16 protein-coding genes are annotated in these 18,641 nt (G+C 38.0%); all 16 read right to left on the bottom strand.

What is annotated here, in order from left to right:
- Positions 1–51: 51 nt before the first annotated feature.
- The 16 genes from IGI92_RS05850 to IGI92_RS05775 all read right to left on the bottom strand — a co-directional run bounded on the left by IGI92_RS05850 (position 52) and on the right by IGI92_RS05775 (position 18,608).
- Positions 52–1,305 (bottom strand): glycosyltransferase family 4 protein, encoded by a 1,254-nt coding sequence (locus IGI92_RS05850; RefSeq protein ID WP_430608272.1) that lies wholly within the window; start codon positions 1,303–1,305, stop codon positions 52–54.
- Between the two features lie 21 nt (positions 1,306–1,326).
- Positions 1,327–2,898 (bottom strand): DUF2142 domain-containing protein, encoded by a 1,572-nt coding sequence (locus IGI92_RS05845; protein ID WP_430608271.1) that lies wholly within the window; start codon positions 2,896–2,898, stop codon positions 1,327–1,329.
- On the bottom strand, positions 2,898–5,969 hold the full coding sequence (locus IGI92_RS05840) for a rhamnan synthesis F family protein (protein WP_430608270.1): 3,072 nt from the start codon (positions 5,967–5,969) through the stop codon (positions 2,898–2,900). The genes IGI92_RS05845 and IGI92_RS05840 overlap by 1 nt, the downstream gene beginning before the upstream one ends.
- Before the next feature lie 36 nt (positions 5,970–6,005).
- Entirely contained in the window at positions 6,006–7,247 is a 1,242-nt protein-coding gene (locus tag IGI92_RS05835) for an ABC transporter ATP-binding protein (RefSeq protein WP_430608269.1), read from the bottom strand.
- Between the two features lies 1 nt (position 7,248).
- Positions 7,249–8,049: an ABC transporter permease gene (locus IGI92_RS05830; RefSeq protein WP_005229524.1), complete on the bottom strand. Its 801-nt coding sequence runs from the start codon at positions 8,047–8,049 to the stop codon at positions 7,249–7,251.
- A gap of 209 nt (positions 8,050–8,258) precedes the next feature.
- The gene (locus tag IGI92_RS05825; protein WP_430608268.1) at positions 8,259–9,425 is read right to left on the bottom strand and encodes a nucleotide sugar dehydrogenase; all 1,167 of its coding nucleotides are present in this window, start codon (positions 9,423–9,425) and stop codon (positions 8,259–8,261) included.
- Between the two features lie 16 nt (positions 9,426–9,441).
- Entirely contained in the window at positions 9,442–10,293 is an 852-nt protein-coding gene (gene rfbD / locus IGI92_RS05820) for a dTDP-4-dehydrorhamnose reductase (RefSeq protein ID WP_430608267.1), read from the bottom strand.
- A gap of 42 nt (positions 10,294–10,335) precedes the next feature.
- The gene (gene rfbB / locus IGI92_RS05815; RefSeq protein ID WP_430608266.1) at positions 10,336–11,364 is read right to left on the bottom strand and encodes a dTDP-glucose 4,6-dehydratase; all 1,029 of its coding nucleotides are present in this window, start codon (positions 11,362–11,364) and stop codon (positions 10,336–10,338) included.
- Between the two features lie 12 nt (positions 11,365–11,376).
- Positions 11,377–11,949, bottom strand: a complete 573-nt coding sequence (gene rfbC / locus IGI92_RS05810) for a dTDP-4-dehydrorhamnose 3,5-epimerase (RefSeq protein WP_010749348.1) — start codon at positions 11,947–11,949, stop codon at positions 11,377–11,379.
- Between the two features lie 15 nt (positions 11,950–11,964).
- Entirely contained in the window at positions 11,965–12,831 is an 867-nt protein-coding gene (gene rfbA / locus IGI92_RS05805) for a glucose-1-phosphate thymidylyltransferase RfbA (RefSeq protein ID WP_016621264.1), read from the bottom strand.
- A gap of 106 nt (positions 12,832–12,937) precedes the next feature.
- On the bottom strand, positions 12,938–13,642 hold the full coding sequence (locus tag IGI92_RS05800; RefSeq protein ID WP_430608265.1) for a glycosyltransferase family 2 protein: 705 nt from the start codon (positions 13,640–13,642) through the stop codon (positions 12,938–12,940).
- Positions 13,639–14,469 carry a glycosyltransferase gene (locus IGI92_RS05795; protein WP_430608263.1) on the bottom strand — a complete coding sequence of 277 codons (831 nt, stop codon included), beginning with the start codon at positions 14,467–14,469 and terminating at the stop codon, positions 13,639–13,641. The genes IGI92_RS05800 and IGI92_RS05795 overlap by 4 nt, the downstream gene beginning before the upstream one ends.
- A complete protein-coding gene (locus IGI92_RS05790; protein ID WP_005229506.1) occupies positions 14,469–15,257 on the bottom strand; it encodes a glycosyltransferase family 2 protein in 789 nt (262 codons plus the stop codon). Before IGI92_RS05790 ends, IGI92_RS05795 begins: the two co-directional genes overlap by 1 nt.
- A gap of 264 nt (positions 15,258–15,521) precedes the next feature.
- A complete protein-coding gene (gene asnS, locus IGI92_RS05785) occupies positions 15,522–16,820 on the bottom strand; it encodes an asparagine--tRNA ligase (RefSeq protein WP_086332213.1) in 1,299 nt (432 codons plus the stop codon).
- Positions 16,821–16,863: 43 nt separating this feature from the next.
- Entirely contained in the window at positions 16,864–18,057 is a 1,194-nt protein-coding gene (locus IGI92_RS05780; protein ID WP_034872200.1) for a pyridoxal phosphate-dependent aminotransferase, read from the bottom strand.
- Positions 18,058–18,107: 50 nt separating this feature from the next.
- Complete coding sequence (locus tag IGI92_RS05775; protein ID WP_005236934.1) at positions 18,108–18,608, bottom strand: DUF5590 domain-containing protein; 501 nt, start codon at positions 18,606–18,608, stop codon at positions 18,108–18,110.
- Between the last annotated feature and the right edge of the window lie 33 nt (positions 18,609–18,641).

The following is an 18,641-nucleotide window of genomic DNA, read 5'->3' as shown; positions in this document are numbered from 1 at the left end:
GACAAAGAGCCTGTTGTCGGCCTTGTCTTTTTACTTAGAATCATTTGAACTTTATTTAAAGCTTTTCCTTATTTTATACTTAACTCTTTGCAGGAAACTTCTCGTTTGATACTCAAATTGCGCCAGTTTGCTCTTTTTTTCATTTAAGGTCAATAAAGATTTTATATGGCGAATCGCTTTTGGCGAAGCAGTTACGGAATCGATCGCTTCGATTAAGTCTTGATAAACATAATAAATCTGGTACTTCTCTTTTGCTTCAACGGAGAAATTGACTGTTTCGCTTTTGAAGTCATCAAAGTTATCTAATCGAACGCGGATCATTTCTACTAATTTATCTATATCACCTAATGGATAGACACAACCGTGATTAAAAAAATCATATGCTGACATGTGCCCTGGATTATTGGATATAATAACTGGTACACCGTTTAAAAGAGCCTCAACATAAACTAAACCGAATGTTTCCATTGCTGAAGAAAAAACGCATATATCTTTCGATGTCACATGCTCCCATGGATTGTCTACATTTCCTAGAAAAGTTATATTTTTTAAACGATTTTTTTTGATATAATCGAGACATTTTTCTTTATACTCATCATCCCATGCACCAATAAAAACCAACTCAATATCGTACCTGTTCAACTGATGATATGCTTTAATTAATTCTAATTGATTTTTTCTTGGGTTGATACGTCCTACTGAAACGATTCTTTGAACATCTCCCTTTTTAAGGGAAACTTGTTCTAACTCTGTGTAGGGAGCGAATGATTTAATTTTTTTCCTTGTAAACAGCTCTTGCAAATTATTGCTCAACTCGCCTCTAACAGCAAAAATTTCATCAGAAAATTCTTCTATAAACTCAATTTTATCCTTGTAGTAAGCAAATTCGCCGGAAGGAAATTCATGAATTAACCAGATATGAGAAACGTCTTGAACAGCCGCCGCCATCGCACCTTGGAACATGTTTACTGTATTTGTGATTACCAACTCAATATCAAACTCGTCTATCTTTTTTGCAATGAGATCGATAGTATTTCTAAAAGATGCCGCTCGTTGTTCTTCACTTCCAAATAACATTCCTGGTGCATCCTCCCACCACCACCGTTGATTTGAAACTAAAAAACATTTGATCCCATTACTTTCAAAAATTCGCGAGTAGTCATTTACTTCGACGTCTCCACTAACCGGTGCAATATTTACTACTTCATATCCTTGCTCAACTAGATATTTCATTAAATTAAATATTGAAATTTCTGCCCCGTTGTCCATTGTGCCAGTTGGTGAAAGGAATAATATTTTTCTCATTAAAATCTCCTTTTCTTATTCTTATAAATAGCCATACAGTGCGACACAAGAATTAAAAAATGTAATGACATAGATTGTTTTAACGCAAAAGCTAGTAATTTTATTTGAATCCAAATGACTCATTACCTTTTCACTTTCAAAGCCTACTTTATTAAGAATAGGCCCTAGAAATAACGGCAGGAATGCGAGTAAATAAAAATGATACCTGCCTTGTACACCTGGGACTCTTAAATCACCAATTGAAAATACTCGTGGATCACCTGTTATTGCCAAGATTGTTCCTGAAATAATCACAAAAAAAGTAGCCAAAGTAAGCACACGTGTCTTCTTAGGGATAGTGATTTTAATAAGCATAGCAGAAAGAGTAATTATCAAAGTATAGTTTATCAAATTGATGAACCCCGCGGCTTCACTAGCCATAAAGTATGGCATTGGATTCTTCAGAAAATAACCGATAGAAGCAATTACATCCGAATATGATCGTAAAAACAAAGTAATTGTGTATCCAATATTACTGATTAAATACGAAAGAACATCTTCATTTTCATCCACTGCGACAGTATTAGCTGCAGGAACATCCTCGAATAGATGGAAAATCGCACCGTTCATCAACCATAAAAAGCCTAATGAAAAACATAGAAGTACTGCAAAAACCGTAATTTTTTTTGTTTTCCTCGTATCAAAATATTTTGCAGGCACAAATAAAGGCAGTGCAGCCAACAGAATCACTGGTGCCTTACAAAAAACCAGCCCAAGGCAAGTAAGCATATAAAGTATGATTTTTCGAAAATTAACTTCGCGTTCACCAACAAAAAAATTGGTGAATTGAGCCAATATCAATAGTACTAGACCATAATAAAGATTATCGTAGGTAAAACCAGATGAGATCCATACGGCAAATGGGGTCGTAGCTGCAACGAAAAGCGCTAATTTATAAACTTTGCTTACCTTTATAGCCCAAAAAGCCAACAATGCATAAAACAGAACATTAAAAATTCTCCCTAAATAATAGTGAACAGATACTCTTTGCGAGAATAATCGTCCAATGGATATGCCTATAGCACTTGGTATATAAGCGGGATTATTAAACCCGCTTTTTTCAAGCCAGTCTTCATTATAGGTAGAGGGAATAGATTCAATTTCAAGGAATTCTTTGTGGTAAAGATTAGTATTCAGTTCATTTCCATACTCGGGTTTACTAGGTAATTTGGTAATAGCTAAGAAATCCGGGGATATGGCAAGAAAATTTCTTTCATCTGTTTGATTTCTGACTTTTCCATCTGCTACTTCTAATGCGTGGTAATAATGCGTATTCTCGTCATAGTTTTGTCGAATTGGTAGAATCAGTGCATTTAATGTACCAGCAATAAAAATTAAGACAAACGCATTTCTGGCGATTTTCGTTTCATCACTTATTCTTGAAACTATCAGTAAGAGTATAGCAGCTGCTAAGGCCAAAACAATATACAGTTTAGGCCAAGTTAATTCTATATATTGTAAGAAAAACTGAGCAGTCAAAAGAATGAATAGAAAAAGAATAAGCAGCTTGTAATTCTTTTTTAGTTCAATTAGATTGTTTTTAATAAATAGCATTAATGGATACTCCTTAAAAAAGCACTTAGTTCATCTTCATGCTCTGATGTTGTACAATTTTCAATTACGTAATTATAAGCATTCTCACCGATAGTTTCTCTAAAAGTCTTATCGTTTATCACTTTTTCTAATTGGTTGAACCACTCATTATCCTTGACGAGTATGCCGTTTCTGTTGTGCGTTACCATCTCTTTAAAAGCACCAATTTCACTTGCCAATGTAGGTATTTTCACTAAAGCAGCCTCCATCCATTTGATTTCAGACTTTGCCTCATTAAAAATCGAATGTACCAGCGGTGCTAAATTAATGTCCACTTGGCAAATCAGTTTCGGCAATTCTTTCCAATCAACAAATGGATGAATGACCAGTTGGGATTCTACCCTTTCCATTTCTTTCGGAACATCTAAATGCCCAACTAAATGCAATTCCACTTGCGGAAAAGTTTCTAAGATTTCTAGAATAGCAGGCTTAATCAATTCGAAATTCTCATTATGGGTGATAGATCCCGAAAAGTACCCGATTTTCACCTTTGTACTATCTTCCATCTTATTTTCAACTGCATCATGACTGATCGCCACCAACTCTTGGTTCGCAAGATTTCGATTAAGCAGTACGTTCTGGTGATAATTCAGAAGTTCCTCTTTTAAGACACCTGTGGAAGCTATCGCCCCATCACACATAAGCATCATTTTTTTGTAACTGATAACGCCGCTATCGTAATTGTTTTTTTCAACTTTTGTAAGATTTTGGACGTACATCAACTGATCCGTGTACTTGGTATCGATCACTAAATCGTCAATATCATACAGCACAGGTTTATGGTACTTTCTTGCTAAACGAATCAGTTCTGCTAATCGCTCATCATATGGTGCACGGTAGATAATGATATGACTTGCGTGCTCAGCTAATCCCATTTGAAATGTAGAAAGATTAACATGCCAGACATCAAAGCCTAGGTTTTTTAACTGTTCAATCTTATTTTGTACACGGTATTTTGTTAACTGCGGAATTGCATTTTCGACACCATCTATTATGAGAATATGTTCTTTGTGCTTTTTATTTTTGATATCCTCCATGATTTGATCGATCACAGCACCTGGATACTCCGTTTCATTTCTAATATATTCAATTAATTCAGGAACTTCTGTTTTCCTCTGAAGTCCTTGCCAAGCAAATTTCTCGTCTGTATCGTTTGCAAAAGCTGTGTATTTAACGATAGGTACACCCTCTCGAACCATTTGAAGGGGATGGATATACATTGGACTATCCGTATTCTTTTCGGTTAAAGCCCCGTGTTTAAAGCCCAAGTCGCTGAAATGTTTTGTAAAAACCGTTTCATGCTTTCCGATTGCTTTTTCTCTTGAGTTCGTATCTCCAAGATTTTTCCAATAGTCATAAAATGATGGATCGTGGAACATTGATTTCTCAATTACTAAAAAATAGGACTGTAAATGAATAGGGATATATCCATACTTGTTATACTTGGTAAAATCAGGTTGTTCTTCTCCATAAGAAATTCCCCAGAAATCAAGTTTTTTAGCTGCCATTTTATTAAATGCTTCTGTTAAATCTGAGACTGGACCAACATTCGTATCATTCACCAATAACAATTCATCATACTTACTTAATTCCTTTTCGCCAAGAAAATCGATACCGTGTTTAAAGGCTGCCGTATCATATCCATCATTAGATCTAAGAACGACCTCCCCAAACTTACGAAGCTTTTCTAAGTCAGACTCCGGTAATTTACCATTCACTACGATTAATACTTTTTCTGAAAAATCTGCTAAAGAGGAAAGAAAAATGAGTTTATACTCTTGCAACTGGGATTGGCTTTCATAGATAACATATACCAATACTCTTTTTGGATTTTGATAAACATTTTTTTTGCGTGTTGCTTTTCGTTTGCTAGATAAAACTAAAAATTGCAAATTAGGGATTTTTCTGAGTTTAACCAATAACTTTTGTTTTGCTTTATCAACAAGTACTAATCCTTTACTAGGATTTCTTAAAAATCTTAGTCCATAACTGAAAGGCTTCACAATAAGTTTGCCAACCCTGTATGACTTAGATGACATCAACGCTTGTTTATCGTTTTCCAGCAACTGAATTAATTGCGCCATAGATAAATTCTGATTTTGCAAGTCATTTTTTTCAAGATTTTCTTCAAGTAATCGCTGATCTATCGCCTGTTTTTCATTGTTTAAGTCTTCCACTGATACTTTTAATTCACTAATTTCTGCAAGCAATAATTCATTATCTTTGTTTTGTTGTTTTATATAATTAGTCAAATCTGCAAGATGATTGATTAATTCTTCGTTTCGGTCTTCCAGTTGCATGATATTATTCTTAATTGCTGAAAGAACCAGTTGTGGATATTGTTCCTGATGCTTGCTCAGGAGATAAAGATAAATCTCATAATAAAATTTTTCGGTCCCATGCTGCCCTTTCCTTGATATTGATTCTTGTAGCACTCGATAATTTAATTTTGTGGAAGAACATTTAACAGCTTTCGCATGGTTGGTAAGAATCAGTCGCATAAAAAAGTCATAGTCGACTAATTTTTTTCTGTTTAACGCTAAATCATATGTTAGCTGACCAACAATTTCTTTTCTTATCAACGAGCAATTATCAATAAAGTTACTAGAAAGAAACTCTTCCAATTGGAATGGTTTGGCTTCCATAAACAGCTCACCTGTTTCAACATTTACAAGATCAGTATATACAATATCTGCTTCTTCTTTTTCGGCAGTTTCAACTAGCTTTTCAATATATTGATTATCTAGATAATTATCACTGTCGACAAATAATAGGTATTTTCCGACAGCTCGCTCAAGTCCTTTATTTCGTGTCACACAAACGCCTCGGTTTTCTTGAACCAAATACTCATGTTTTAGCGAAACATGTGATAAATAATCTCTAATAATCTGATCTGAATTATCTGTCGATCCATCATTGATAATCACTAATTCTAAATGTTTATAGGTTTGGGAAGATACACTTTCCAGACACTGACCAACATATTTTTCATGATTATAACAAGTTATAATCACAGAAACTAATGGTTCCAATACGACTCACCTTTTTCTATAAGTAGATTTTTCTGATCACTTAAGCTTCTGCCAGCTTCCATTGCTTGTCAAAATACCGCTTGAGGCGATCCGCTCGCTTTTTGATCGATTTTTTCTTGGAGAAACGATTATTACGGGTGAATTTTCTTGATCTGAAAAAGCAAATGGTTCGTCCGCGGCGTTTCGAATTGATACGCCTAACCTTAATTTGCATTCATTGATGTGATTTAACTCGCAAGCATATTTAAAAGTCTTTTTACCGATACCTTTTGTCATTTCATCATATGAATTGTCGTTGTACATCCAAATGTTGCGATCGATATCTGTCATTGAAAAAGCAATATACGTCTCCATATCTTTTAACACTTCATAAGAAATCAAAAACTCTACTCGTCGATTCTCATCGGTAAGCATTTCATCAGATAATAAATCTACTGTAAAGTTTCGAATTGTTTCCTCTTCTTTACTTTTTGTTTCAACTTTTTGTGGTTCTTCTAAAACCTCTTCCTTTTCAATAACGGTGGAGGCCCCCGTCTGTGTAACATTGTCTAAAGAATATTGATTTGCTACATCATCTGGGGTCCCGATGATTTTTACTTCCCCTTTATCGATCATCAGTGCTTTATTACAGTATTTACGAACAGATTCCATTGAGTGAGTCACGAGGATAATGGTCTTGTTCTCATCTTTGGCCTTCATGAAATAGTCATTGCATTTTCTTTGGAACGCTTCATCCCCGACAGCCAATACTTCATCTAAGACTAAAATATCGCTTTTCGCTTGAATCGCTACAGAAAACGCAAGCCGAACCTGCATGCCGCTTGAATAATTCTTTAATTTTTGATTCATAAATTCAGTTAATTCCGCAAACTCAACGATATCGGAATACATTCCATCCACTTCTTTTTCGGAAAAACCAAGCATAGCGCCATTCAAATAGACATTCTCTCTCCCAGTTAATTCTGGATTGAATCCAACGCCTAACTCGATGAAAGAAACCAATTTTCCGTTCACTTCAACAGACCCTTTTTCAGGTGTATAAATTTGGGAGATAATTTTTAATAAGGTTGATTTTCCACTCCCATTTCTTCCGACAATTCCAAAGAAATCTCCTTTTTTCACTTCAAACGAAATATCTCTTAGGACTTTTTGCTCATTGTACCCTTTGATTCCTTTAAAATAATTAACGATCGTTCTTTTTAAACTCGTTGTACTTTCTGTAGGAAGTCGAAACGATTTTCCTATATGATCCACTTTCACTGCTATTTCATTATTCATATTAAATAATCTCCGCAAATTTTTTCGAATTTTTATTAAAAATCATGTAGCCGGCAACTAATACGATCCATGGCAAAACATATGGAATTGCGACGATCCAATTCGTATTTATTAATTGCCATACCGTAATATTGCTTGTACTTGTTAAGATATGCCGCATATCTTGAATGATTTGAGCCATTGGATTCATCATCAAAAGTTTGGCAATGTTCACGTCCATATTCATTACAAGTGTCAATGGGTAAATTAACGGTGTAAGGTAAAAACCCGCTTGAAGGACAACCTCCCAGATCGGTCCAATGTCTCGAAACCTAACATAGATTGTTGCCAAAATAAAAGACACACCCAATGAAAAGGCATAGAGTTCAATCAGAAGCAGCGGTGCCAAAAAAGCATAGATTGAAATATCCGCTCCATTGATCATCGCAAATAAAAGAACGATCACAAGGCTAATTACTAGATTGATTAAGGCGTTGATCGATACAGCAATAACAATGATATGTGTAGGAAAGCTTAGTTTTCTAAGTAGATCGCCTCGTGTGACGATTGATGACATACCTAAATTTGTCGTTTCGCTAAAAAAGCTCCATAGAACGGTTCCCAAAAGTAACGCCACTTCAAAGTGAGGAACATCTTGTCCAAATTTAAGAAAACGTACAAAGACCACATACATGACAGTAAACAACATCAATGGTTTCAAAACAGACCAAACATAGCCCATAATACTTCCTTGATATCTTAGTTTAAAATCGGTTTTTACTAATTCTTTCAATAAAATTCTATTTTTACGCTCAAACATCATTTTCTCCTTTAAGGTTCCACTAATCTTTTTTACGATAAAACTTTTTAAAGCTATCCTTAAAAAGTATACTCGACATTCCCCTCTTTCTCAACCTCTAGCAGATCATTTCAAAAATTGAGAAAAAAAATTAATGTTTCATTGACAGATTAAACGAAAAAAAGAAAGCCGCATTCAACGAACGAAATTTGGCCTCCTTTTTCTCAAAGTTTTTAGTCTCTTTCAAACAAATCTCTTGTGTATACTTTGTCTTCTACGTCATGCAGTACATCTTCCATACGATTTGCTACAATAACATCAGAGATCTTTTTAAACGTCTCAAAGTCATCAATCACTTCAGAGTTATAGAAGGATTTCTCTTTTAAAGAAGGCTCGTATACTACTACGTTGATTCCATGGGCTTTGATCCGCTTCATAATTCCTTGAATGGAAGAATAGCGGAAATTATCAGAATGAGCTTTCATAGTCAATCGATAGATACCCACAACTTTTGGTTGTCGATCAACGATCTGCTCCGCGATGAAATCTTTGCGGGTCGTATTTGCTTCGACGATCGCTTGAATGATATTATTCGGAACCTTATCATAGTTAGCTAGGAGCTGCTTGGTATCCTTGGGCAGACAGTAGCCGCCGTATCCAAAAGACGGATTGTTGTAGTGGGAGCCGATTCTAGGATCCAGTCCGACGCCTTCAATGATTTGTCGTGAATCAAGTCCCCTCACTTCCGCATAGGTATCTAATTCGTTGAAATATGCCACGCGCAGCGCCAGATACGTGTTAGAAAACAGTTTGATTGCTTCAGCTTCAGTCGGATTTGTTAAAAGAACGGGAATTTCATTTTCCCATGCATTTCGCTTGAACATCTCGGCGATCTCTTTCGCTCGCTCACTGCATTCTCCAACAACAATTCTCGAAGGATGCAAATTGTCGTATAAAGCTTTTCCCTCACGCAAAAATTCAGGTGAAAATAAAATGTTCTCTGTGTTAAAACGTGCTTTAAGATCTAATGTATACCCTACAGGAACTGTTGATTTAATAATAAACACAGCATCTGGACGCAACTCCAGCGCTTTTTCAATCACCGATTCTACAGTCGACGTATCAAAATAGTTTTTATGCTCATCGTAATCTGTAGGCGTTGCAATAATTAATACATCCCCAAAGTCAACTGCTTCATCAAAAGCTTTGGTGAAACGAACGGACAAGTCTGTCCGCTCCAAAAACTGGTGAATTTCTTTGTCTTCAAGAGGTGAGATGTTCTTTTGCAATTGATCGATTTTTTCATCCACAATATCATAAGCAAGTACTTCTTCTTTTTGCCCCAATAACAAAGCGTTTGCTAATCCTACATAACCTAAACCAAAAACGGAAACTTTCATCATGATCCCTCTTTTTCTAGTTTTCTTCTTTCTCAAAAGATGCAGTCATATCAGCCAATGCTTCTTCCCAAGTAGGAATAACAAAACCGGTATTCTTTGCTTTTGTAAGATCCAACACCGAGTATTGTGGTCGTTTTGCTTTTTGCGGATATTCTGCTGAAGTGACAGGTGCAACCTCAACATCCGTTTCTTTCAGAATTTCTTTGGCAAATTCGTACCATGAACAGCTATTGTCATTTGATAGATGGTAGATCCCATAATCTGCATTGTTTTCGATAATATAGACCATAAATTCAGCTAATGTTCGGGTCCATGTTGGACGGCCATATTGATCATCAACGACGGTTAAGCGCGGGTGCGTTTGCGCTAAACGTTTCATTGTATATACAAAATTATGTCCATATTTACCAAAAACCCATGAAGTTCGGATAATGAAGTATTCATCTAACAGGTCTTTCACTGCTTGTTCACCCAGCAATTTTGTACGACCGTATTCATTTTGAGGATTCGGCGTATCTGTTTCTTTGTAGACCCCCTCTTTTTTCGTTCCATCGAACACATAATCAGTACTGATGTAAACAAACTTTGCTCCTACCGCTTTCGCCGCTTTCGCCACGTTTTCCGTCCCATTGACATTGATTTTCTCATCAAGTTCCTTGCCTTCATCTTCCGCCTTATCTACTGCTGTGTATGCAGCACAATGATAAATAACGGTCGGTTTTAATTCTTGAATAAACGCAAGAGTTGCTTTTTCGTCCGTAATATCCATTTCCTGGGCATCCGTTGAGACATAGTTTAATCCTTTTTCATCTAATAGATGTCGCAGCTCCGTGCCCAGCTGCCCATTTCCGCCTGTCAGTAAAATCATATTTCTCATCCCTTCAAAAAAAGCAGGTTTCCCCGCTTTTATTTATTGTCCATTCGCAGCATAATTTTTCTCTACCGCTTCTTTTTCTGTCTTCCACCATTCTTCGTTGTTGCGATACCACTCAATCGTATCGGCTAAGCCATCTCGGAAATTGGTGAATTCCGGTTGCCAGCCCAATTCTTCTTTCAATTTTGTCGAATCAATTGCATAGCGCAAATCATGACCTGGTCGATCATTTACGTGCTCATACGCGTCTTTGGGCTGATCCATTAGTTCTAAAATCAGTTCAATTACTGCTTTATTATCCTCTTCACCATCGGCACCGATGAGATAGGTTTCACCCATTTTTCCCTTTGTTAAAATCGTCCACACAGCAGATGAATGATCATTTGTATGAATCCAGTCACGGACATTTTTCCCGTCACCGTACAATTTCGGTTTGATGCCGCTCAAAATATTGGTAATTTGTCGAGGAATAAATTTCTCAATGTGTTGATACGGTCCATAATTATTAGAACAATTGGAGATCGTCGCTTGGAGACCGAATGAGCGCACCCAAGCTTTTACCAAAAGATCGGAACCAGCTTTTGTTGAAGAGTAAGGACTTGATGGGTTATACGGCGTTTTGTCCGTGAATTTTTCTCCCGCTCCTTCGCCATGTCCCGGAAGATCTTCTCTCAAAGGAAGATCGCCATATACTTCATCGGTTGAAACATGATGGTATCTTACATTGTACTTTCGGCATGCTTCTATCAGCGTATACGTTCCAATAATGTTGGTTTGAACAAACGGAAAAGGATCTTTCAACGAGTTGTCATTATGAGATTCTGCAGCATAATGAACGACAGCGTCTGTACCCTGAACCAATCTATCTACCAGCTCCTGATCAGAAATGTCGCCGACAACTAATTCAAAGCGATCCTTTGGAAGACCATTAAGATTGTTTTTATTTCCCGCATAGGTCAGCTTATCTAAAACTGTAACAAAAACATCAGGTTGATTATTGATCACATAATGAACAAAGTTAGAGCCGATAAATCCTGCTCCACCAGTTACAATAATTTTTTTCATCACTTTCACTCCTTATACTTCACCATAGACAAATGTATTTTCTATTTCAAATTCTTTCAGTGTTGGATGTTTTTTATCTTTTTCTGATAGAATCGCTTTTTTCACATCTATAGGCCAAGTAATTGCCAAATCGGGATCATCAAATGCAATGCCGCCGTCAGCTTCGGCATTATAATAGTTGTCACACTTATACAAGAAGTTCACATTTGGGGTAAGCGTCATAAATCCGTGAGCATATCCGCGAGGAACTAATAGCTGGCGATGATTGTGTTCGGTTAACAAGTACCCTTCCCACTCTCCATAGGTCGGGCTGCCTTTACGAATATCTACGATAACATCAAGGACCGCACCAGTCACCACACGAATCAATTTTGTCTGTGCTGCTTCACCTTTTTGAAAATGCAGGCCTCTTAACACACCTGCTTCAGCAGATAATGAGTGGTTATCTTGAACAAAATCAAAGTCAATTCCTTGTGCTGAAAATTTTTCTTTTGAATAGCTTTCAGTAAAAAAACCTCGATGATCGCCATAAACGTCCATCTCTATTAGTTTTACATCTGTCAATTTTGTTTCTATAACTTTCATCAAAGCGTCTCCTCTTTATTCAGCAGCTAGTCGTAATAAATATTGACCATACTGATTTTTTTTCAATGGCTCAGCTAAAGCAACCAACTGCTCTCTTGTGATATAGCCCATTCGGAATGATATTTCTTCCAAACACGCAACTTTCAAGTTTTGCCGTTTTTCAATCGTTTCAATAAAAGTAGATGCCTCAAGCAATGTTTCATGTGTTCCTGTATCAAGCCAAGCGAAACCTCTTCCCATGACTTCAACAGAAAGTTTATTTTTTTCTAGATAAACTTTATTGATATCGGTAATTTCTAATTCTCCACGCGCAGACGGTTTGATATTCTTGGCGATTTCGACTACTTCGTTATCATAAAAATACAGACCTGTTACAGCATAATTTGATTTCGGCTTCTCAGGTTTTTCTTCAATAGACAAGGCGTGCATGTCATCATCAAACTCCACTACACCAAATCGTTCAGGATCATTTACATGATAGCCAAAAACGGTTGCGCCTGATTCTTTTGCAGCAGCTCGTTGAAGCATTTTTGATAGACCGCCGCCATAATAAATATTGTCTCCTAGGACTAAACAAACACTATCAGTGCCGATAAACTCTTCCCCAATAATGAATGCTTGAGCGAGGCCGTCAGGACTTGGCTGTACTGCATAGTCAATTTGCAGTCCTAAGTCTTTGCCATCGCCAAATAACTCTTGAAAGCGAGGAGTATCTTGAGGAGTGGAAATAATTAAAATTTCTTTGATCCCCGCCAACATCAATGTAGACATTGGGTAAAAAATCATTGGTTTGTCATAAATAGGCATCAATTGTTTAGAAGTTGCTTTTGTTAATGGATAAAGGCGTGTTCCTGAACCGCCTGCTAAAATAATCCCTTTCATTCATTACGCTCCTTAAATAATTTACTTGTATTTCTCACCACAGCATTATCTCATTTCTAGAAAGCTTTGTCATTCAATTCAAAGTTTTGAAATGAAAATGTAACTTTTATTTATCAAATACCTTTCTCATAATCAGGCTTCTTATTAAACCCCAGCGCCACACGAATTGCTGGCCAAATGAAGCGGATGTATTGATTTCACTGGCATTTTTTTCATGTCTGCGATACAACGTTAACTGCTTATCGATAAGTTCGATGCGGTTGCCTGCCATTGCACCGATCCACATATCATGCATTGGAATTGCTTGCGGAAAAGGAAGAATAGATGGCTTCAACTCTCTTCGAAAAGCCATGCCTGCTCCGATATATTTATTTTTAAGCAAATTTCGTAAAAATCCGACTTTCACATTCCGATAGGCAAAATAGGAGGGTTCAATCAGTTCAAGCTGCTCATCGACAATTCTCAAATCAGAAATGACTACCTGTGTCTCTTTTTTTTCATTAAATTTTGCTTTTGTATCAGCAACTTTATCGGGAAGCCACACATCGTCTTGGTCGGCCAAAAAAATCAGATCGCCTGAAGCCTGGTTAATTGCGTGTTCAAAATTTTTGATAATGCCTTTTTGCGGTCCTTCCAAAAGTTTGATTCGGGGATCTGCGCGATAAGAATCGAGGATACTTCTTGTCTTGTCAGTAGAGAAGTCATCCGAAATAATCAGCTCATCATCAGGTGCAAGTTGAATTAGAATGCTGTCCAGCTGTTCTTGAAGATACTTTTCTCCGTTATAAGTGGCTACACAGACTGATATCATAAATGATCCTTCCTAAATGACAAGTATTCTTTCCATGTTCTTCCACTGAATCGGCACATTTTGGGTGAAAGTGCTTGTTTTATTGTTCGAAAAAAAAGCTGTTTTTCATGTTCCTTTTTCTTTTCTTTATCGAAATCCCTATAGAATTTCGATTCACTGGTAAGAATCTGCTCATATCTTTCCCTAGTCATCGTTTTATAATGCATGACTGAAAGATCATGATTCAGCTTTTGGTTTGCGATCAAAAACCGAAAGCCTTCTTGATGTAAGCGAAGAAAAAGCCAATGATCTAAAAAATCCAGCGGAAAAGCATCATTGAATCCGCCGATTTTTTTTATAGCCGCGAGAGTGACTGCGGTGCCGGAATTGATTGCCATAATCCGCTGTTTTTGCTCACCGATAGCAGGATAGGCCAGATTTCGATTGATGTAATGATCAGCTAAGACCGGTGATACCTGTGTTGTGCCACTGTAAATCAGCGGCACAACAGCACCTATTTCAGTTCCGATCGTCTCAGCCATAAGAAAGTTTAGGTAGGCTTTTGTCAGCTCCGTATCTTGGTCCAAGAGAAGCAGCAAATCAAAATCGCCCCTAGACGCAGACTTAAACCCTTTATTGTATGCTTTGGAGAGGCCGGGATTGGCTGGATCATGGAAATAGGTCACTAATGGATGCTGAAAAAAAGGCTCATCATGACTTTGTGGACTGTTATCATAAACCAGCAATTGGATTTGCTGGTTCTTCACCGCTTTTTCCAAAAGCGGTGAAGCCGACGCTTCTTGCCAGCTTCTTTCATACATTACGATCGTCACAAATAAACGGTTCATCAAAACAGCCTCCAACCCCATTTATTAAAAAATTTCATCATCGAATGCATAAACACCAAAAAGAGTTTTGCACTTCTATGAGCTCCTTTACCGTATAAGTGCACGACTTTTTCAAAGGGCGTATACAAAATGCGGTACCCCGCTTTTTCATATCTCAAACACAAATCATTGTCTTCAAAATACATAAAGAACTGTTCGTCAAAGCCGCCGATTTCTTTAAAGCGAGCGATTTCTACCAACATAAAACAACCAGAGCCCATTCGGATATAACTGGTTTGATCTTGTGGAAGGTCACGGCACTCATAAGCAGACAGTCTTTTTTTAAATACTTTTTTTACCCAATGAAACGGAATAAATCGCAAGAAATAATCGAATACAGCTAATCGTTTTCTTACTAAATACTGAATAGAGCCATCTTCGTTCAAAACCTGAGGAACTACGACAGCTGCTTCATTCTCTTGAATTCTTTTTAATAATCCTTCAATTGATTCTTTCGTGACAAGAATATCAGGATTGCAAATAAATCCGTATTCTTGCGTTGCATTCATTAATAATTGATTGTGTCCATGACCAAATCCAAGATTTTCATTGGCTGAGATGACAGTGACAAATGGATAATCTTGCATTTTAGCAATGTATTCTGCTTTCGAATTATTATCAAATATTTTCACTTCAAAGCGTGGATCCTCTCCTATCTCTTTCTCCAGATGATCCAATGTTTTGAATATATCACGACTATTATGTGTCACAATACTGATGATTATTTTATTCGTTTTTCTATTATCCATAGTGTATTGTCCTTAATATTATAAAATGAGAGATACTAGTCAATTTGTTATTATATCACATCCCCGCGCGTAAAAAAAGCAGACTTGAGTAAGCAAAGCGATTTCTTCTGATCAGTCCCACCCGTCCGTTGGATTGCTGCTAGCTTCTTTTCTGAAGCAATCCATCATCAAGAGCAGATAAAAACACCAGCCCCGCTTAGGCTTTCTAGCAAGGGATGGTGTGATGAGTGAATCATTTACGCTTTCGCACAAAATTTGTTTAAATTACGGATAAATCCGATTCAACAACCGTGGAAACGGAATGGATTCTCTTACGTGCTCGATTCCTGATAACCAGGTAACGGTCCGTTCTAGTCCAAGTCCAAAGCCGGTGTGAGGAACTGAGCCGTACTTGCGTAGGTCTAAATACCATGAGTATTCGTTTTCGTCCAAGCCATGGGCGCGGATTTGCTCTAGGAGGTATTCATGATCGATGGCACGTTCAGAACCACCTATGATCTCGCCATAGCCTTCTGGTGCGATCATATCGGCACAGATCACGACATCTTCTCTCGTTGGATGTGGCTTCATATAGAAAGGTTTGATGGCTTTTGGATAGTTTAAGATAAAGACGGGCTGATCGAATGAATTGGCAATAAAAGTCTCATGTGGTGAGCCAAAGTCATCGCCCCATTGAATATCATCAAAGCCGTTCTTTTGTAATAATTCCACTGCATCATCGTAAGAGATTCGTGGGAATGGTAATTTGGTGTATTTTTTCAAGACTTCACGGTCACGACCTAAGACGTCTAACGCATAGGCACAGTTATCGAGCACATTTTGCACTAAGAATGCCACGTACTGCTCTTGGACTTCTAAACTTTCTTCTTGGTGCATAAAGGCCATTTCTGGTTCAATCATCCAAAATTCAATCAAGTGACGACGTGTCTTTGATTTTTCGGCACGGAAAGTTGGTCCAAAAGAAAAGACTTTGCCAAACGCCATAGCGGCAGCTTCCATGTACAATTGACCGGACTGAGATAGATATGCTTTTTGATCGAAATAGTTGGTTTCAAATAAATCGGTCGTTCCTTCTGGTGCTGATCCGGTTAGGATCGGTGGATCGATTTTGATAAAGCCATTCTTGTTGAAGAATTCATATGTTGCCCGAATGATTTCGTTTCGGATTTGCATGATGGCATGTTGTTTTGAAGAACGCAACCATAAGTGACGATGATCCATTAAGAAATCTGTTCCGTGTTCTTTTGGTGTGATTGGGTAATCGTGGCTTTCACCGACAACTTCTAAACCAGAAATGCCAATTTCATAGCCAAATTTTGAGCGGCTGTCTTCTCTGATTTCCCCAGTGACCAGTACGGCAGTTTCCTGATTTAAATTTTTCGCTAATTGGAAAACTTCTTCCCCTACTTCACTTTTTACAACGATTCCTTGAAAATATGCTGTTCCGTCGCGAAGTTGTAAGAAGGCGATCTTGCCGCTAGAACGTTTGTTAGCAACCCATGCTCCGATTTGAACGGTTTCGCCAACGTGTTTTTTTGCATCTAAAATTTGAATAGATTCCACTTGATTCTCTCCTATCTAATTAATAAAGGCACCATAGAGCATTTTAAGCTTTTTGGCGCTTCTTTTCAACAAAATCATGGATTCGTTTGGTAGCTTCCGCTAACGTGTCCCAATCAGTTGCATAGCTGATCCGTAAATAATCCGGTGTGCCAAAACCAGCACCAGTCACTACTGCCACGTGGGCTTCCATTAGTAAAGCTTCTACGAAGGCATCAATGGTTTGATAGCCGCACATTGTCATGGCTTCTTTGACATTTGGGAACAAGTAAAACGCGCCTTGGGGTTTCGTCACCTTAAAACCAGGAATAGCGGCAATTAGCGGATATAGTTTATTCAAGCGTTCTTCGAAGGCCTGACGCATCACTTCGATCGATTCTTGATTACCAGTCAGTGCCTCAACTGCTGCGTATTGGCTAGCAGCCGGCGGGTTGCTGGTAGCTTGGGAAGCGATATCGACCATCGCTTTGATGATTTTTGCATCGCCGACAGCAAATCCGATCCGCCACCCAGTCATAGAATAGGTTTTTGAAACGCCGTTGATCACGATGGTTTGTTTGCGGATCTCTTCAGATAGGCTAGCGATTGATGTAAAGGTATTGCCGTTATAAACCAAACGACCATAGATATCATCCGCTATGATCCAAATATTATTTTCCACTGCCCAGTTGCCGATTGCCGTTAATTCTTCTTTTGAGTATATCGCCCCTGTTGGGTTGGCAGGCGAGTTTAAAATGATGGCTTTCGTTTGCTCTGTACGAGCGGCTTCTAATTGAGCAACAGAAACTTTAAAATCTGCTGATTGCTTAGCTTCAACAAACACAGGTGTCCCTTCTGCTAAACGGACTTGTTCCGCATAACTGACCCAGTAAGGAACTGGAATGAGTACTTCATCCTCTTCATCAAGAAGCGCTTGAAACAACGTATACAGGGCAAATTTCGCGCCATCTGTCACGATCACTTGGTTTGAATCATAGTCAGCACCATAAAACTCTTTCATATAAGCAAGAATCGCCTGTTTTAGCTCTGGAATCCCAGCAGTTGCTGTATAAAAACTAGCTTTGCCGCTCTCAATCGCTGCAATCGCTGCTTGGCGAATGTTCTTCGGGGTAATAAAGTCGGGCTCACCGACGGTTAGACTTAATACGTCTACACCTTGGTCTGCTAATGCTTTTGCCTTAGCAGATGCCGCTAACGTAGCGGAGGGTTCTAATTTTTCTGCTCTTTTTGAAAGTACCATGTTTATCATCCTTCCTACGATCCAAATTTCTGTCTATCAAAAGCGCCTTTTTATAGTTCAGTGACCGCTTTGATTTCTTCTCCATCTTTGAAACCAATCAAATAATAGTTCAAGCGGCCTTGGTCGTCTTTAGTCATGACTTCCCAAGCGGGCTCGCCTTTAAAAATACCCAATGCTGCTTTTTGGATTTCCTGCCCTTGATGGTTGTCGCGAACGAAGGCCTTGGCCTGTGCTTCCGTCAATCCATCCCCTTGATTAAAAACGGAAACCTTTTCGCCGCTTTTAGGAATGATCACGACGATCTCATTGTTATTCGTATCTTTTCCAACAATGCTAAAAGATGTTTCCTCACGGGTGAACCAATAAAATTGTTCGACCTCTGCTAAATCGGTGTATCTTTCTGCTATTTCGATCGCTTCGTTTCTTGCTTGCCGCATTGGACGAGAAGAACGGAGATAGAAAATAGAAGCGAAGAGAATAACGACCAGTAAAACCGTGATCGCACTCAGCAAAATAATCACTCGCCGATGTTCTTTGTCTTTTGTTTTCACACTTCGTACTCCAATCTTAAATAAAACTCATTA

The sequence above is a fragment of the Enterococcus sp. DIV2379 genome (genome assembly GCF_050542965.1).
Classification (GTDB): Bacteria; Bacillota; Bacilli; order Lactobacillales; family Enterococcaceae; genus Enterococcus_D; species Enterococcus_D entomosocium.
Note: the sequence above shows the minus strand (reverse complement) of the source record. Positions and strands in the feature narration are given on the sequence as shown.

What these genes read in the sequence shown, in the direction of transcription:
- IGI92_RS05845 (WP_430608271.1), bottom strand. Translation starts at nt 2,898, where the DNA reads ATGCTATTTATTAAAAACAATCTAATTGAACTAAAAAAGAATTACAAG.
- rfbA (WP_016621264.1), bottom strand. Translation starts at nt 12,831, where the DNA reads ATGAAAGGGATTATTTTAGCAGGCGGTTCAGGAACACGCCTTTATCCA.
- rfbB (WP_430608266.1), bottom strand. Translation starts at nt 11,364, where the DNA reads ATGAAAAAAATTATTGTAACTGGTGGAGCAGGATTTATCGGCTCTAAC.
- IGI92_RS05780 (WP_034872200.1), bottom strand. Translation starts at nt 18,057, where the DNA reads ATGGTACTTTCAAAAAGAGCAGAAAAATTAGAACCCTCCGCTACGTTA.
- IGI92_RS05800 (WP_430608265.1), bottom strand. Translation starts at nt 13,642, where the DNA reads ATGATATCAGTCTGTGTAGCCACTTATAACGGAGAAAAGTATCTTCAA.
- IGI92_RS05790 (WP_005229506.1), bottom strand. Translation starts at nt 15,257, where the DNA reads ATGGATAATAGAAAAACGAATAAAATAATCATCAGTATTGTGACACAT.
- IGI92_RS05825 (WP_430608268.1), bottom strand. Translation starts at nt 9,425, where the DNA reads ATGAAAGTTTCCGTTTTTGGTTTAGGTTATGTAGGATTAGCAAACGCT.
- IGI92_RS05830 (WP_005229524.1), bottom strand. Translation starts at nt 8,049, where the DNA reads ATGATGTTTGAGCGTAAAAATAGAATTTTATTGAAAGAATTAGTAAAA.
- IGI92_RS05795 (WP_430608263.1), bottom strand. Translation starts at nt 14,469, where the DNA reads ATGAACCGTTTATTTGTGACGATCGTAATGTATGAAAGAAGCTGGCAA.
- IGI92_RS05835 (WP_430608269.1), bottom strand. Translation starts at nt 7,247, where the DNA reads ATGAATAATGAAATAGCAGTGAAAGTGGATCATATAGGAAAATCGTTT.
- rfbD (WP_430608267.1), bottom strand. Translation starts at nt 10,293, where the DNA reads ATGATTTTACTGACAGGCGGAAATGGGCAGCTGGGCACGGAGCTGCGA.
- IGI92_RS05850 (WP_430608272.1), bottom strand. Translation starts at nt 1,305, where the DNA reads ATGAGAAAAATATTATTCCTTTCACCAACTGGCACAATGGACAACGGG.
- rfbC (WP_010749348.1), bottom strand. Translation starts at nt 11,949, where the DNA reads ATGAAAGTTATAGAAACAAAATTGACAGATGTAAAACTAATAGAGATG.